This is a genomic window from Tenacibaculum sp. MEBiC06402, assembly GCF_049239625.1.
Lineage (GTDB): Bacteria > Bacteroidota > Bacteroidia > Flavobacteriales > Flavobacteriaceae > Polaribacter.
In genome coordinates this window covers 59,874-75,515 of sequence record NZ_JBMKKT010000083.1, presented here as the reverse complement: position 1 = coordinate 75,515, position 15,642 = coordinate 59,874, and the positions used below count along the sequence as shown (strand labels likewise).

The 15,642-nt window shown below is 30.6% G+C and carries 17 protein-coding genes and 1 other RNA gene; 12 read left to right on the top strand and 6 right to left on the bottom strand.

Going from position 1 to position 15,642, the window contains the following annotated elements; translation table 11 throughout:
- Window positions 1-34: 34 nt before the first annotated feature.
- From ACOSP6_RS02290 to lptB, 4 genes are all read left to right on the top strand, one after another.
- Window positions 35-1,006: a KpsF/GutQ family sugar-phosphate isomerase gene (locus tag ACOSP6_RS02290; protein WP_422093123.1), complete on the top strand. Its 972-nt coding sequence runs from the start codon at window positions 35-37 to the stop codon at window positions 1,004-1,006.
- 2 nt (window positions 1,007-1,008) lie between these two features.
- Entirely contained in the window at window positions 1,009-1,836 is an 828-nt protein-coding gene (gene tatC, locus ACOSP6_RS02285) for a twin-arginine translocase subunit TatC (protein ID WP_422093122.1), read from the top strand.
- Window positions 1,808-2,155: a carboxymuconolactone decarboxylase family protein gene (locus ACOSP6_RS02280; RefSeq protein WP_422093121.1), complete on the top strand. Its 348-nt coding sequence runs from the start codon at window positions 1,808-1,810 to the stop codon at window positions 2,153-2,155. Before tatC ends, ACOSP6_RS02280 begins: the two co-directional genes overlap by 29 nt.
- Before the next feature lie 72 nt (window positions 2,156-2,227).
- Entirely contained in the window at window positions 2,228-2,965 is a 738-nt protein-coding gene (lptB, locus tag ACOSP6_RS02275) for an LPS export ABC transporter ATP-binding protein (RefSeq protein ID WP_422093120.1), read from the top strand.
- On the opposite strand, the gene ACOSP6_RS02270 is transcribed toward lptB, so the two are convergent.
- A complete protein-coding gene (locus ACOSP6_RS02270) occupies window positions 2,962-3,726 on the bottom strand; it encodes a CDP-alcohol phosphatidyltransferase family protein (RefSeq protein WP_422093119.1) in 765 nt (254 codons plus the stop codon). The two genes, lptB and ACOSP6_RS02270, sit on opposite strands and share 4 nt — an antisense overlap.
- Window positions 3,727-3,799: 73 nt before the next feature.
- Between ACOSP6_RS02270 and ACOSP6_RS02265 the strand changes: the two genes are divergently transcribed.
- From ACOSP6_RS02265 to ACOSP6_RS02255, 3 genes are all read left to right on the top strand, one after another.
- Window positions 3,800-4,777 carry a YheT family hydrolase gene (locus ACOSP6_RS02265; RefSeq protein WP_422093118.1) on the top strand — a complete coding sequence of 326 codons (978 nt, stop codon included), beginning with the start codon at window positions 3,800-3,802 and terminating at the stop codon, window positions 4,775-4,777.
- Between the two features lie 71 nt (window positions 4,778-4,848).
- Window positions 4,849-5,913, top strand: coding sequence for a PorV/PorQ family protein (locus tag ACOSP6_RS02260; protein WP_422093117.1), 1,065 nt, complete (start codon window positions 4,849-4,851; stop codon window positions 5,911-5,913).
- A gap of 2 nt (window positions 5,914-5,915) precedes the next feature.
- Window positions 5,916-7,091: a DUF4105 domain-containing protein gene (locus ACOSP6_RS02255; RefSeq protein WP_422093116.1), complete on the top strand. Its 1,176-nt coding sequence runs from the start codon at window positions 5,916-5,918 to the stop codon at window positions 7,089-7,091.
- A gap of 23 nt (window positions 7,092-7,114) precedes the next feature.
- On the opposite strand, the gene aroQ is transcribed toward ACOSP6_RS02255, so the two are convergent.
- The 4 genes from aroQ to ACOSP6_RS02235 form a co-directional block, all read right to left on the bottom strand.
- Window positions 7,115-7,531, bottom strand: a complete 417-nt coding sequence (gene aroQ, locus ACOSP6_RS02250) for a type II 3-dehydroquinate dehydratase (protein WP_422093115.1) — start codon at window positions 7,529-7,531, stop codon at window positions 7,115-7,117.
- A 9-nt stretch (window positions 7,532-7,540) separates the two neighbouring features.
- Window positions 7,541-8,062, bottom strand: a complete 522-nt coding sequence (locus ACOSP6_RS02245; RefSeq protein ID WP_422093114.1) for a hypothetical protein — start codon at window positions 8,060-8,062, stop codon at window positions 7,541-7,543.
- A gap of 126 nt (window positions 8,063-8,188) precedes the next feature.
- Entirely contained in the window at window positions 8,189-8,719 is a 531-nt protein-coding gene (locus ACOSP6_RS02240) for a DUF3575 domain-containing protein (protein WP_422093113.1), read from the bottom strand.
- Window positions 8,720-8,820: 101 nt separating this feature from the next.
- Window positions 8,821-9,321 (bottom strand): hypothetical protein, encoded by a 501-nt coding sequence (locus ACOSP6_RS02235; RefSeq protein ID WP_422093112.1) that lies wholly within the window; start codon window positions 9,319-9,321, stop codon window positions 8,821-8,823.
- A gap of 82 nt (window positions 9,322-9,403) precedes the next feature.
- On the opposite strand from ACOSP6_RS02235, the gene xerA reads away from it, so the two are divergent.
- Window positions 9,404-10,306, top strand: coding sequence for a site-specific tyrosine recombinase/integron integrase (gene xerA, locus ACOSP6_RS02230; RefSeq protein ID WP_422093111.1), 903 nt, complete (start codon window positions 9,404-9,406; stop codon window positions 10,304-10,306).
- A gap of 10 nt (window positions 10,307-10,316) precedes the next feature.
- On the opposite strand, the gene ffs is transcribed toward xerA, so the two are convergent.
- Window positions 10,317-10,415: signal recognition particle sRNA small type (gene ffs / locus ACOSP6_RS02225), an RNA gene on the bottom strand.
- 136 nt (window positions 10,416-10,551) lie between these two features.
- On the opposite strand from ffs, the gene ACOSP6_RS02220 reads away from it, so the two are divergent.
- The 4 genes from ACOSP6_RS02220 to ACOSP6_RS02205 are packed head-to-tail and all read left to right on the top strand — an operon-like array spanning window position 10,552 to window position 15,641.
- Window positions 10,552-11,073: a DUF4199 domain-containing protein gene (locus ACOSP6_RS02220; protein ID WP_422093110.1), complete on the top strand. Its 522-nt coding sequence runs from the start codon at window positions 10,552-10,554 to the stop codon at window positions 11,071-11,073.
- 51 nt (window positions 11,074-11,124) lie between these two features.
- Entirely contained in the window at window positions 11,125-12,081 is a 957-nt protein-coding gene (locus tag ACOSP6_RS02215) for a glycosyltransferase family 2 protein (protein WP_422093109.1), read from the top strand.
- A gap of 21 nt (window positions 12,082-12,102) precedes the next feature.
- Entirely contained in the window at window positions 12,103-13,812 is a 1,710-nt protein-coding gene (locus tag ACOSP6_RS02210) for a phospho-sugar mutase (RefSeq protein ID WP_422093108.1), read from the top strand.
- Window positions 13,812-15,641: an ABC transporter ATP-binding protein gene (locus ACOSP6_RS02205; protein WP_422093107.1), complete on the top strand. Its 1,830-nt coding sequence runs from the start codon at window positions 13,812-13,814 to the stop codon at window positions 15,639-15,641. Before ACOSP6_RS02210 ends, ACOSP6_RS02205 begins: the two co-directional genes overlap by 1 nt.
- Window position 15,642: the final 1 nt, after the last annotated feature.

Here is a 15,642-nt window from a genome sequence, read left to right as displayed (position 1 = left end):
CTATTTTTACATCTTCAAATTAAACCTTGTTTACTTGAAAAATTCAGACTTAATAATAGCCAGAGCAAAAGAAACCATTGTTCTTCAAAGTAATAGTATAGCTAATTTAACTAATTTTTTGGACAATTCATTTGCAAAAGCAGTTAACTTCATATTAAATTCCAACGGTAGAGTAATTATTACCGGAATTGGTAAAAGCGCGAATATTGCTAACAAAATAGTAGCCACATTAAATTCTACTGGTACTCCGGCAGTTTTTATGCACGCAGCAGACGCTATTCATGGGGACTTAGGTAATATTCAAGAAGATGATGTAGTAATTTGTATTTCTAAAAGTGGAAACACTCCTGAGATTAAAGTTTTGGTGCCGTTAATTAGAAATGCAAAAAATAAAATAATCGCTATTACAGGTAATCCTGATTCTTTTTTAGGGAAAAATGCAGATTTTGTATTGAATTCATACGTAGAGAAAGAAGCAGACCCAAATAATTTGGCTCCAACAAATAGTACTACAGCACAATTAGTTTTAGGTGATGCTTTAGCTGTTTGTTTGCTAGATTTAAGAGGTTTTACCAATAGAGATTTTGCTAAATATCATCCGGGTGGAGCTTTAGGAAAAAGATTATATTTAAGAGTTTCTGATTTGGTAAAAAACAATCAATTACCAAAAGTGTTAGCCTCAGATAAAATTACAAAAGTAATTGTAGAGATTTCAGAAAAAAGATTAGGTGTTACGGCAGTTGTTGATGAAAATAATCAAATCTCTGGAATTATAACTGATGGTGATATCCGTAGAATGTTGAACAAAACAACCGCAATTGAGAGCTTGACAGCAGTAGATATCATGAGTTCAAATCCTAAAACCATTGATATTGATGCTATGGCAATTGATGCTCTTGATGCTTTAGAAAATAATAGTATTACTCAGATATTGGTTACTAACGAAAATAACGAATATGTTGGTGTAGTGCATTTACATGATTTAATTAAAGAAGGTATTTTTTAGTCATGGCAGAAAAAGAAATGTCTTTTTTAGAACATCTTGAAGAATTAAGATGGCACGTTATTAGAAGTTTCTCAGCGATTTTTATAATTGCAATTTTGGTATTCGTCTATATAAAAACTGTTTTTGATACAGTTTTGTTAGCTCATTTAAAACCAGATTTTGCTACTTATAAATTCTTTTGTAATGTTTTCTCTTCTATTGGAATTGACAGTAGCTTTTGTGATATTCAATTTAAACAAACCCTTCAAGCATTGAATCCTACTCAACAATTAATGACTGCCATTTGGTCTTCTTTAATTTTAGGGTTTATTTTAGCTTTTCCTTACGTTTTATGGGAGATTTGGCGATTTATCTCACCTGGATTACTGGAAAAAGAACGTAAAAAATCGAGAGGATTTATTTTTTGGGCTTCTTTCCTGTTTTTCTTAGGGATTTTATTCAGTTACTACGTCATTATTCCAATGTCAGTGTATTTCTTTTATAATTTTTCTATTGGAGATGCCGTTGTAAACAATTTTAAGTTAGACGCATATATTGGTTTAGTAACAAATACCTTAATAGGTGTCGCCGTATTTTTTGAGTTACCTATTTTAATTTTCTTTTTATCAAAAATAGGATTAATAACTCCTGAATTTTTAAAACGATATAGAAAGCACGCATTGGTGGTAGTTTTGGTATTAGCTGCTATAATAACACCTCCGGATATTGCTAGCCAAGTAATTGTGGCTGTGCCAATTATGATTTTATACGAAATAAGTATTTACATTTCAAGATTTGTAATTAAAAAAGAACAACAAAAAAATGTCGAAAAAAGTCCAAGAGTTCAATGATTATCGTTCTAAGATGAACGAGAAAATTTTATCTTCAGATAATAAAGTAATCAAAAGAATATTTAATCTAGACACGAATGCTTATGCTGAAGGTCACTTATCTGTAAAAACAAAAGAATTATTAGGTTTAGTAGCATCAGCAGTTTTACGTTGCGACGATTGTATCGCTTATCATTTAGAAACGGCTTATAAAAACGGAGTTACTAAGGCTGAAATGATGGAAACAATGTCTATTGCTACATTAGTAGGAGGAACAATTGTTATTCCGCATTTAAGAAGAGCGGTAGAATTTTGGGAAGCACTAGAAGAAGAAGTTTAATATCTTTTTAAGAACCCGATTCGTAAATTTTAAGCACTTTTAGCAAAAAATTTAAATATATATCCAACAATCATGAAATTAAGAGCCGATAACATCCAAAAAATATACGGTAGTCGTAAAGTCGTTAAAGGAATTTCTTTAGAAGTAGAGCAAGGAGAAATTATTGGACTATTAGGACCTAACGGTGCTGGTAAAACCACTTCTTTTTACATGATTGTTGGTATGGTAAAACCTAACTTTGGTCAAATTTTCTTAGACAATGATGAAATTACCGAAGATCCAATGTATAGACGTGCTCAAAAAGGAATTGGATATTTAGCTCAGGAAGCTTCGGTTTTCAGGAAGCTATCTGTAGAAGATAATATCCTTTCTGTTTTAGAATTTACAAACAGAACTAAAGAAGAAAGAAAACAACGTCTTGAAGAATTAATTGAAGAATTTAGCTTAGGACATGTTCGCACAAACAGAGGAGATTTACTTTCTGGAGGAGAACGTCGAAGAACTGAAATTGCTCGTTGTTTAGCTTCAGATCCAAAATTCATATTATTGGATGAACCTTTCGCTGGAGTAGATCCAATTGCTGTTGAAGACATTCAAAGCATTGTAGCACATCTTAAAAATAAAAATATTGGTATTCTAATTACGGATCATAATGTACAAGAAACTCTTGCTATTACTGACAGAACTTATTTAATGTACAATGGTAGCATTCTAAAAGAAGGAACTCCAGAAGAATTGGCTGCTGATGAAACTGTAAGAAAAGTTTACTTAGGTAAAGACTTCGAATTAAAGAAAAAAAAGTTCAACTAACCGTGAACTTTTTTCATATTTTTAAGTAACGACATCGCTACGTACAAAAGAATTATTAGCGGTATCGCTACAAACTTCAATAAAACTAACAACAGTATTGACAATAATAAGAAAGTATATTTTATACTGTTTTCTTTAAATGAATAATTCTTAAATTTTAAAGAAAACAACTTTATTTCTGAAACCATTAACACACTCAATAATACAGTAACAACAATTAAAACATACTTGTTATGAATGACATCTTGAATCGTTGGATTTGATGTATATTCTGAAATTAGTGGTAACGAAAGAACAAACAAATTCATTGCCGGTGTTGGTAAACCGATAAAACTATCCGATTGTCTTTTATCAATATTAAACTTTGCCAATCGGTAACCTGCAAAAAGAGTCAATAATAAGCCTAAAGATTCATAAGAAAACCAATTATCTATATTCAACCCCATATCTAAAGCTGCATCCCAAGAAGAAATTCCAAGTTCATTGTAGTGAGAACTATTTAACATATACTGAACCATAACAATTCCTGGTACCACTCCACTAGTGACCATATCTGCCAAACTATCTAATTCTTTACCAAATTCACTTTGAACTTGTAACAATCTTGCTGCAAAACCGTCAAAGAAATCAAAGAGTATTCCAACTCCAACTAAAATTGCTGTAGTGTAAAAATCACCTCTAACCGCGTAAATTGTCGCAATGGTACCACAAAGTAAATTACCTAAAGTGATTATATTTGGAATGTGCTTTTTAATATTCATGTTTTTGATAGATTTTTGACTAAAATATGAAATAGATTTTTTTTAACAATTAATTCAACCAATAAGATTTAAAATGCCAATACTAAAAAGTCAACTAACTACTAAGTTTCCTTTTAGAAACCCACATGTTAACACGCTTTATAAGTTTTTTGCTAATAAGGAAAAACCAGCATATGAAAGAAAGAGAATTATCACTTGGGATAATGATTTTATCGATTTAGACTTTTTAAGTTCTAATTCATTTTCTGCTGTTTTATTAATTCATGGTTTAGAAGGGAGCTCTGAATCAAGTTATATATGCTCAACCGCAAACTATTTACAAGATCAAGGATATGATGTAATTGCTATGAATTTAAGAAGTTGTAGCGGTTCTGATAATAATATTCTAAAAACTTATCATGCAGGTAAAACTGATGACGTTGAATTTATTGTAAACTATTTAATTGAAAATTACAACTACAATAATATCGTGTTATGTGGTTTCAGTCTTGGTGGAAATCTAATTCTCAAATATTTAGGAGAATTCAACCAATCGATACCTTCAAACATAAAAGGGGGAATAGCAGTATCTGTGCCAATTGATTTAACCAGTGCTCAAGCTGAATTGAGTAAACTGAAGAATAAAATATATATGAAAGAATTTCTTAGAACTTTAAAATCTAAAGTAATTTTAAAAGCTGAAAAATTCACCGACTATAATCCTGATAAAAAACTAATAGCTAAAGCATCAACTTTTAGAGATTTTGAAGAAATTTACACAGCTCCTGTTTTCGGTTTTGACGGACCTGAAGACTATTGGGCAAAAGCAAGTAGCAAACCTTATTTATCCCAAATAAATCATAAAACATTGCTTATTAATGCTAAAGATGATTCATTTCTATCAATAGATTGTTATCCATATGAAATTGCGGAAAGCTCAGATAATTTTTATTTGATGACTCCAAAATACGGAGGACATGTTGGATTTGTAAGTACTTTTAATGATGAAGTTTTTTGGATTGAAAATCAAATTGTAAGTTTTATTCAAAATCAGTTAAATACATATTCTTAGTACAATAAGTAGTTAAATTATCTGTTATTTCACAAGGAATTAAGATATTTGCTTTTTTATAAATAGAGGATTTGAAAATCAAAATACTATATTTTTTATTACTTACTACTACCCTATCCTTCGGTCAGTTTAGAAACTATTCTAATGAATTTTTAAACATCGGTGTTGATGCAGCTGCATTGGGTATGAGTAAAGCTGTTGTTGCTACCTCAAATGATGTAAATTCTACATACTGGAATCCTGCTGGATTAGTTGGTTTGGAAGATTATCAAGGTTCTTTAATGCATGCGTCTTACTTTTCTGGTATAGCAACATATAATTTTGCAGGATTTGCAATGCCTATTAATAAAGAAAGTTCTGTAGGTTTATCTATTATTAGATTTGGTGTTGATGATATTTTAAACACAACGGAATTAATTGACAGCCAAGGAAATATTGATTTTAATAGAATAAATCTATTCTCTGCCGCCGATTATGCTTTTAATTTGAGTTATGCTCGTAAAATGCCTTTAGATGGATTTACTATTGGTGGAAACGCAAAAATTATTCGAAGAATTATTGGAGATTTTGCCACATCTTGGGGTTTTGGTTTTGATTTAGGTGTCCAATTTCAAAATAACAACTGGAAGTTTGGTATTATGGCTAGAGATATTACAACAACATTCAATACTTGGGCTATTAACGAAGAAGAGTTTCAAAAAATACAAAATGCTATTCCCGGTCAAAATCAAGAATTACCTGAAACTACAGAGATAACAAAACCAAAGCTTCAGATTGGAATGGCTAGAAGTTTTAATATTGGACGATATTTTCATTTACTTACAGAAGTTGATTTAAATATGCGATTTGCAGAAACCAATGATATTATCTCCACATCTTTTGTCAGTATCGATCCTGCTTTTGGTTTTCAACTAGATTATGATGATTTGGTTTATTTGAGAGTTGGTGCTGGTAATTTTCAAAATGTAAGAGAATTTGACAATAGTGAATCTTTATCTGTTCAACCGAATTTCGGTTTAGGTTTTAAGTATAGAGGAATTCAAATAGATTATGCTTTAACGAATATAGGAAGTGTAGGAAACGCTTTATTTTCAAATATTTTCTCTATTAAGTTTGATTATAGTTTTTATAGATAATTATGCTAAAAAAATACTTCTTTTTATTACTTCTAGTATCTCAATTTAGTTTTTCTCAAAATGTTCAACTATCGATATATTCCGAAATAAGTATTATTACTTCAGGACCAGGAGATGATTTACATGAAAAATTTGGTCACACTGCTATAAGAGTAAAAGATCCTGTTTTAAATTTCGATTTAATTTACAATTACGGAATCTTTGATTTTAATGACCCTAAGTTTTACACCAACTTCGTTAGAGGTTACATGAAGTATAAATTGGCTAGGTATGATTTTTATTATGCGTTAAAATCTGCTAAGGAAGACAAAAGATGGGTTAAACAACAGGTTTTAAATTTAACTCAACAAGAAAGAACAGAGTTTTTTCATTTTTTACAAAAAAATGCACTTCCTGAAAATGCAAGTTATTTCTATGATCCTTTTTTTGACAATTGCGCGACTAGACCCAGAGACATCGTAAAAAACATATTAAAAGAGAAATTAATTATAAACGAAGAATTTGTAACAGCTCCCAAATCCTTAAGAACATTAATGAATGAAAAAATTCATCAAAATTCATGGGGCAGTTTTGGTATTAATTTAGCATTGGGTAGCAAGCTTGATAAAATAGCAACTCCCGAAGAGTATATGTATTTACCGGAATTTCTAATGGAGTCTTACGCTAAATCAATAATTAGAAGTTCAAAAGGAAATGAAAAACTGATAAAAAAGACTAATATTCTTCTAGATTTTGAACCAAAAGAAGCGAATGCAGATTTCCCAAGTCCTCTTTTAGTTTTTTCTATATTTTCATTAGTTATCCTTTTAATTACCTATTTTGACTTCAAGCAAAAAAGGCGCACAAAAATTTTAGACTTTTTACTATTTTTTACCACTGGAATAATTGGAGTATTAATTGTCTTTTTATGGTTTTTTACTAATCACTCTACTGCACCTAATAACTTTAATATTCTTTGGTCATTTACTCCTAATATTGTAGTTGCTTTTTATGTAATTAAAGGAAAACTACCAAACTGGTTTTCTAAATACATTTTGATGGTTTTACTATTATTAACAGTAATACCTATTATTCATATTACAGGAATTCAGAAGTTTACGTATCCTGTAATACCAATATTAATCTTGTTATTCGGTAGGTATTTGTTCCTTTATAAAATAACTTCAATTAAAAAGTAGAACAAGTAGAGTTTGTTATTGAATTATTTTAAAAAGCTCTGAATTGCTAAAACATAGCTATCCAATCCAAAACCAGTAATAACACCTTTTGCATTCCCCGCAATATAACTTACGTGTCTAAAATCCTCTCTAGAGTGAACATTAGAAATATGAACTTCAACTACAGGAGTTTCAATCCCCCGCACTGCATCTCCAATACCAACAGAAGTATGCGTATAAGCAGCCGCATTCAAAATGATTCCATCATAGCTAAAACCAACTTCGTGCAGTTTATCTATAATTTCTCCTTCTATATTTGACTGGAAATAATCAAGCTCTAAATCAGAAAATCTAGCTTGTAACTCTTTAAAATATTGAAGAAAAGTCTTATCCCCATATATTTCGGGCTCTCTTTTACCTAATAGATTAAGATTTGGCCCATTTATAATAATAAGTTTCATAAAACTCTACTATAAGCTATAATAACTATTCCCTCCAAAAACATTGAAGACCAAACCAATTCCTGCGTAACCATATGTTGGTCCACTTTTCTTTACTCCAGAGTAAAATAAATTAACATTAAAATTCTGGTTAATATTATAACCCACCATAGGCTTTAAAAAAATCCCGCCGTTATCTCCCTCTGGAGAAATTCCAATGGCATATCCAGCATCTAAAGCAACATAAAAATCATCTCCATCACTATAAAATTTAACAGAACCTCCAATAGGCAAATACATAAAAGCATCTGGCTTAACACCATTTTCCTCCTGTGTTGCGAAATAAATTAAATTAAGAGATGGACCGAACTTCACACCTTCGAAGATATCAAAAAGATAATTTGCATCTAAACCAAAAGCAGCACTTGCTACTCCTTCTATATTTCCTATTGTTATTCCTCCATTAACGCCTACATTAAACTCATTTTCTTGAGAAAACGCAAGATTATTAAACATACAAACGAACAAACAAAGTGTGAATATTTTTCTCATTATAAAAATTTTAAAGCGCTAATATAAATTATATAAACAAAAAAACCTTTGAATAATCTTCAAAGGTTTAATTAAATATTTAAAAACTAGCCCATTTAAAGCTAACTTAAATTATTTTCTTGGAGCTTACCAAGCATATCCTAATGATACTCCTATTCTTGGTAAAAATCCATCAATATTAACAGAAGTCCCTTCAGTAGCTGATACAGACACATATTGTGCTCCAAAGTTTAAATCTAGAGCAAATCCAGAATCTCCTCCACCAAATACCCATTGGTATCCAGCTAATGCTCCACCAGCAAAAGCATTAAAACCTACATCATTACCTGAAGAATCCTCCACTGAAGACGTAGAATAACTTACAAATGGAGCTGCATACCATCCACGAGGAGCATCTTTTTCCGAAGAAAAATAGAATTTATATTTACCCTCTCCCCCAAAAGCACTTGCACTAATAGTTTCACTTCCTGTAGAAACGTCAGTACCTGCATAAGCTAATCCTATTTCGAAAGATCCATTATCAGAAATTGCTCTTTCATAAGATAATTCAGCAATACCAAAAGCTAACCCAATTGGATTTGCTTTAATCACATTTTTCTGAGCGTTAGCAGCAAAACCAAAAGCCACCATGGTAATTGTCAAAAGAAATTTATTCATAATTTTTATTTTAATTTGTTCAAATATAATTTTATTTTTTTATTCAAAAAAAAAGAACAGTTTAGAAAACTGTTCTCCTTTAATATTATTAAGAATTCTGCTTAGAAATATAAAGCAAATCCGATTAAACCTTGGAATAAACCTTCTTGACCTTCGTCTAAACCAATGTTATATCTTAATGCAGGCTTAATACTTACGTTTTCACCTAAGAAATAAGCATAACCAGCTTGTAAACCAACCCAGTTTTGACTTCCTCCATCAAATGAACTTCCTGTAAAATCAACTCCTACTGGAAACTGTCCATCTAAATAGTACTCAGCTCCGATTTTGTAAGTGAAAACACTTGCATCATTGATATCTGAATAACCTAAACCTGCTTTAACAGCAAAATCATCCATGAAGAAGTATCCTCCATCTAAACCTAATGAAAATGCAGTAACACCATCAGAAGAAGCGAATGAGAAAGCAGTATTACCTGTAGTAGCTGAACCAGTATTTGCTTCAATTACAAATTTACCTTTTGAAGTTTGTCCTGAATCATCTTGTGCGTTAGCAGCAAATCCGAAAGCTACCATAGCAATTGTTAAAAGAAATTTTTTCATAATTTTTAATTTTATAATTATAAGTTTGCTTAGCAAATGTAAGTTTATTTTTCAAATATCAAAGTTTTTTTTACAAATTTCAATGGGTTGGCAAGCTAAGATTACTGATTATAAGAACTATCTAAAAATAGAAAGAGCCTTATCTGAAAATTCAATAGATAACTATTCGAGAGACATTTTAAAACTCGTTCGTTTCTTAGATGATTATCAAATTGATAGCTCGCCTAATAGCATCGATAAACAAAAAATTCAGCAATTTATCCATGAAGTATCAAAAATAATCAGTCCGCGGACTCAAGCTAGAATAATTTCTGGACTCAGAAGTTTTTTCGATTATTTGGTTTTTGAAGGTTATCGTGAGGACAATCCTTTAGACTTAATACAGTCGCCTAAAATAGGAAGAAAATTACCTGACGTATTATCTAATGAAGAAATAACAACCCTAATCAAAGCAATAGATTTAAGTCATCCACAAGGAGAAAGAAATAAAGCTATCATTGAAACTATATATGGATGTGGTCTTCGTGTAAGCGAATTAATAAATTTAAAAGTATCTGATTTATTTTTTGAAGAAGGTTTTATAAAAGTTACCGGAAAAGGAGACAAAGTTCGATTTGTACCTATTCATAATTACACGATGAAACTGATCTCTTCATATATCTCTAATTTTAGAAACCATATTACTCCTAAAAAAGAGGATTCAGATATTGTATTTTTGAATAGACGTGGTAAACGACTTACCCGACAAATGATTTTTATCGTGTTGAAAGATTTATGCACCTTAACTAAAATTAATAAAAATGTAAGTCCTCACACACTTAGGCATTCTTTTGCAACCTATTTATTAAAGGAAGGAGTGGATTTAAGAGCAATTCAACAACTTTTAGGACATGAAAGTATCACCACAACGGAAATATACGTTCATTTAGATAATAATTACTTACAAGATGTGGTTAAGAAATTTCATCCGAGAAGAGATATATAGATGAAATAAAAAAAGGCAAGCTATCTACATCACACCGCTACGACCTAATACCCTTGCTGCGTTCCCGCCCTGGGGGATTCAAAGGGAGCTGGTTGTGTAGGACTTGCCCATGCAAATTTACAATCATTTTTTTAATCATAAACAATAAATTTACATGATTTTTTTGTAACATTTTTAAAACATTGAATACTAACAAGATGTTTCACATATTTTTTTAATAATTTAACTAATCAAATCAATAACAAATGGAAAATCAAGCAAACAGTAAAAACATAATTCTAAATTATGGACTTTATTTAGGTGTCGCAGGAGTATTTATTCACCTTTTATTTTATGCTTCTGGGAGCCTTTTTGAGAATTTACAAATGGTGGGCTTAATAGGATTAATTCCTATGATAGCTCTAATTGTATTAGGAATAAGAAAATTTAAATTCGACAATGGAGGATTTCTTTCATTTGGACAAGCTTTAAAAGTTGGTGTTGGAATTGCTGTAGTAAGTGCATTAATTTCTACAATTTACACATTAATTTTTACCAATGTTATTGAACCTACTTACCAAGACCAACTAATGGAGATTCAAAAACAGGCATGGCTTGATGGTGGTTTAAGTGATGAACAAATAGAATCTGCTGAGGCAATGACGAAGAAATTCCAAAGTCCATTCATTACAGTGCCAATTGCAATCGTAGTATCTGCATTCTTTGGATTCATTATTTCTGCAATTACTGGTGCTATCATGCAAAAAAAGGAAGAAGATACCTTTTAACAACAATAATATTGTAACTTTACTGCTCAATAATCTGCATTAGTATTTAGTATGGATATATCGGTAGTAATACCACTTTTAAACGAAGAAGAATCTTTACAAGAATTATATGATTGGATTGCAAAAGTTATGCAATCCAATCAGTTTTTATATGAAGTTATTTTTATTGATGATGGAAGCACGGATAGTTCATGGGAAATCATCAAAAGAATATCTCAAAACCACAATCAAGTTAAAGGAATACGTTTCCAAAGAAATTATGGAAAATCTCAAGCCTTAGACGCCGGTTTTAATATTGCTACTGGAAATGTAGTAATTACTATGGATGCTGACCTACAGGATAATCCAGAGGAAATCCCAGAATTATATGATTTAATTATCAAGGAAGATTATGATCTTATCTCTGGCTGGAAAAAGAAACGCTATGACAATGTTTTAACTAAAAACATTCCTTCTAAACTATTTAACTGGGCAGCTAGAAAAACATCTGGACTAGACCTTAATGACTTTAACTGTGGATTAAAAGCTTATAAAAATGAGGTTGTCAAAGCCGTAAAAGTTAGTGGTGAAATGCACCGATATATTCCAGTTTTAGCTAAAAATGAAGGATTTACAAAGATTGGTGAAAAAATAGTACAACATCAAGCTAGAAAATATGGTGTTACAAAATTTGGTATCGATAGATTCGTAAATGGTTTTTTAGATTTAATTACTATTTCTTTTTTGTCTAAATTTGGTAAAAGACCAATGCATTTTTTTGGTTTGTTGGGAACTTTAATGTTTATCTCAGGAACCACAATGGCTTTTTATGTAGGAATTATTAAACTTTATAGACTTTTTAATAATATTCCTACTATTTTAGTTACTCAAAATCCTTGGTTTTACATAGCTTTAACAGCAATGATAATAGGTACTTTACTTTTTTTAGCGGGCTTTTTAGGAGAGTTGATTATAAAAAGTAATTCCCAACAAAAACACTATAAAATTAAAGAAGAACAAAATATATAACAACTACCAATAATATTTATAATGGAAGAAATTCTAAACAAAGCAAAACTTTGGTTGTCTACTACTTTTGACAAAGAGACTCAGAACGAAATAAAAGAATTAATCTCTTCAAATTCTGATGATTTAGCTGATCGTTTTTATAAAGATGCTGAATTTGGAACTGGTGGTATGCGAGGTATCATGGGTGCTGGTACAAATCGAATTAATAAATATACACTTGGTAAAGCCACACAAGGGCTAAGTAACTATTTGCACAGAAGTTACCCAAATCAAGATATAAAGGTCGCTATTGCTTATGACTGCAGACATAACAGTAAAAAATTTGCTACGTTGGTTGCAGAAATTTTATCTGCAAATAAGATAAAATCATTTGTCTTTGAAGATTTACGACCAACTCCAGAATTATCATTTACAGTTAATCATCTTAATTGTCAAGCAGGGATAGTATTAACCGCTTCTCACAATCCACCAGAATATAATGGTTATAAAGTTTACTGGACGGATGGAGGACAAATCGTACCGCCACAAGATCAAGCTATCATTTCTGAAGTTAATTCTCTAGATTACAAAGATATTAATTTTGATAAAAATGAAAGTTTAATCTCTTACATTGGTAGTGAATTAGATGAAGCTTTTTGGAATGCATCTATTAAAAACGGTACTTTTAATGTGAAGGGAAGAGAAGATTTAAAAATTGTTTTTACTTCTTTACATGGTACTTCTATTAAATTGATTCCAGAAGTTTTAAAAAGAGCAGGATACACAAATGTTCATGTTGTTGAAGAACAAGCTGAACCAAATGGTGATTTCCCTACAGTTGATTCTCCTAACCCAGAAGAGCCAGCTGCATTAGCTATGGCAATGGAATATGCTGAGAAAATGAATGCAGATATTGTTATTGGAACAGATCCTGACAGTGATAGATTAGGTATTGCAGTTAGAGATTTAAATAGTAATATTAAATTGTTAAACGGAAATCAAACCATGAGTGTTATGACTGATTTCTTAATAAAACAATGGAAAGAACAAGGTAAATTAAATGGAAACCAGTTTGTAGGTTCTACTATTGTATCAACTAATTTAGTAAATGATATTGCTGCCAATTATGGTGTTGAAACCAAAGTTGGATTAACTGGTTTTAAATGGATTGCAAAAATGATTAAAGATCATCCTGAATTAGACTTTATCGGAGGCGGTGAAGAAAGTTTTGGGTTTATGGTAGGTGATTTTGTTCGTGATAAAGACGCCGTTACCTCTACTCTACTTGCTTGTGAAATTGCTGCAGATGCTAAAAGTAATGGAAGTTCTTTTTACAAAGAATTACTTCATATTTATGTGAATAATCGTTTTTACAAAGAGCATTTAGTTTCCTTAGTAAAAAAAGGAATGGACGGAGCTGCTGAAATCAAGCAAATGATGATTGATTTAAGAAACAATCCACTTGCCGAAATTGATGGAGAAAAAGTAACGTTTGTAAATGATTATAAAACTTCTGTTCGTAAAAATATTATTACCGGAGAAGAATCTGCTATTGATATTCCAAAATCAAACGTATTAATTTACGAAACAGAAAAAGGAACAAAAGTAGCTTGTAGACCAAGTGGAACAGAACCTAAAATTAAGTTCTACGTTAGTGTTCAAGATGATTTAGATAAGATTGAGAACACTGATAAAGTTGAAAAGCTTTTAGATGAACGAATTTCAAGAATACAAAAACAACTAGGAGTTTAATGGAATACTTCAAGAAAATTTTAAAATATGCGAATCCCTACAAGAGATTCGCTTTTTTAAACATCTTTTTTAACATTTTCTATGCATTTTTTTCTGCATTATCTTTTATCGTTTTAATGCCTTTAATAAATGTATTGTTTAGAGATGATAAATCAGAAAGAATAACAAAACCTGTTTATGAGGGGTTTAGTAGTTTAAATAGTTATGTAAACCAAAGCTTAGAATATTATACTGATCAATTAGTTCAAGAAAATGCATACAAAGCGTTATTATTAGTTATTGCATTAATAGTTATAACTACTATACTCAAAAATCTATTCAGTTACCTTGCATTTTACTTTATCACTTTTTTAAAAAATGGTGTTTTAAAAGACTTACGTAACGATCTTTACAACAAAACAATTTCTCTCCCTATATCATATTATTCCGAAAAAAGAAAAGGAGATACAATGGCTCGTATCGGTAACGATGTTATTGAAGTACATTACTCTTTTCTTTCAATTCTGGAGCTTATATTTAGAGATCCACTGATGATATTTATTTCAATAGGAATTATGCTATTATTTAGTGTGAAACTAACAATCTTTATTTTTATTTTTATTCCTATAGCTGGATTTATTATTAACGTAATAGGTAAAAACATAAAAAAGACTTCAGATAAGGTTCAAAAAGAGCAAGGTGTTTTTCTATCAATTCTTGATGAAACATTAGGAGGACTTAAAGTAATTAAAGCTTTTAATGCGGAGCATATTTTTAATGAAAAGTTTCAAAAATCTACAAGTAGATTTGAAAAACTAATGAATAAAGTCATGATTAAAACCCAATTGGCTAATCCAGTAAGTGAAATCTTGGGTGTAACTGTATTTTGTATTTTAATTTGGTTTGGTGGTCAAATAGTTTTAATTGATAAAACGATTGCTGGTGGTACTTTGATTGGTTTTTTAGGATTAGCATATAATATTATCACTCCTGCAAAGTCAATCTCTAAAGCAAGCTATACTATTAAAAAAGGAAATGCAGCAGCTGAACGTATTCTGCAAATTTTAGAAACAGATGATGAGTTAAAAGATGCTCCAAATGCAAAGAGTAAATTAACCTTTGATCATGATATAGAGTTTAAAAATGTTTGGTTTAAATATCAAGATGATTATGTTTTAGAAGATTTTTCTTTAAAAATTCCCAAGGGAAAATCCGTCGCTTTAGTTGGTCAATCAGGAAGTGGGAAATCTACACTTGCTAACCTGATTACACGTTTTTACGATGTTACCAAAGGTGAGATTTTAATTGATGGAGAAAACATTAAAAACCTAACTAAAAAATCACTTTTAAATTTAATGGGTATTGTTACTCAAGACTCTATTTTATTTAACGATTCTATTAAAGAAAATATCAAAATTGGTGATCAAAATGCAACTGATGAAGAAATTTTAAAAGCTTCTGAAATTGCTAATGCCTATGAATTTATAAAAGATCAACCAGAACAATTTGAAACGAATATTGGAGATAGTGGAAATAAATTATCTGGTGGTCAGAAACAACGTCTATCTATTGCGAGAGCTGTATTAAAGAATCCTCCAATCATGATTTTAGACGAAGCTACTTCTGCCCTAGATACTGAATCAGAAAAACTGGTGCAATCCGCTTTAGAAAACATGATGCAAAACAGAACTTCTATAGTAATTGCACACCGTTTATCTACCATTCAGAATGCTGATAATATTGTAGTTTTACACAAAGGAAAGATTGTTGAGCAAGGAAAACATGATGAATTACTATCCAAGAAAGGAGAATATTTCAAGTTAGTTACCATGCAAAATATTGATTCTTAAT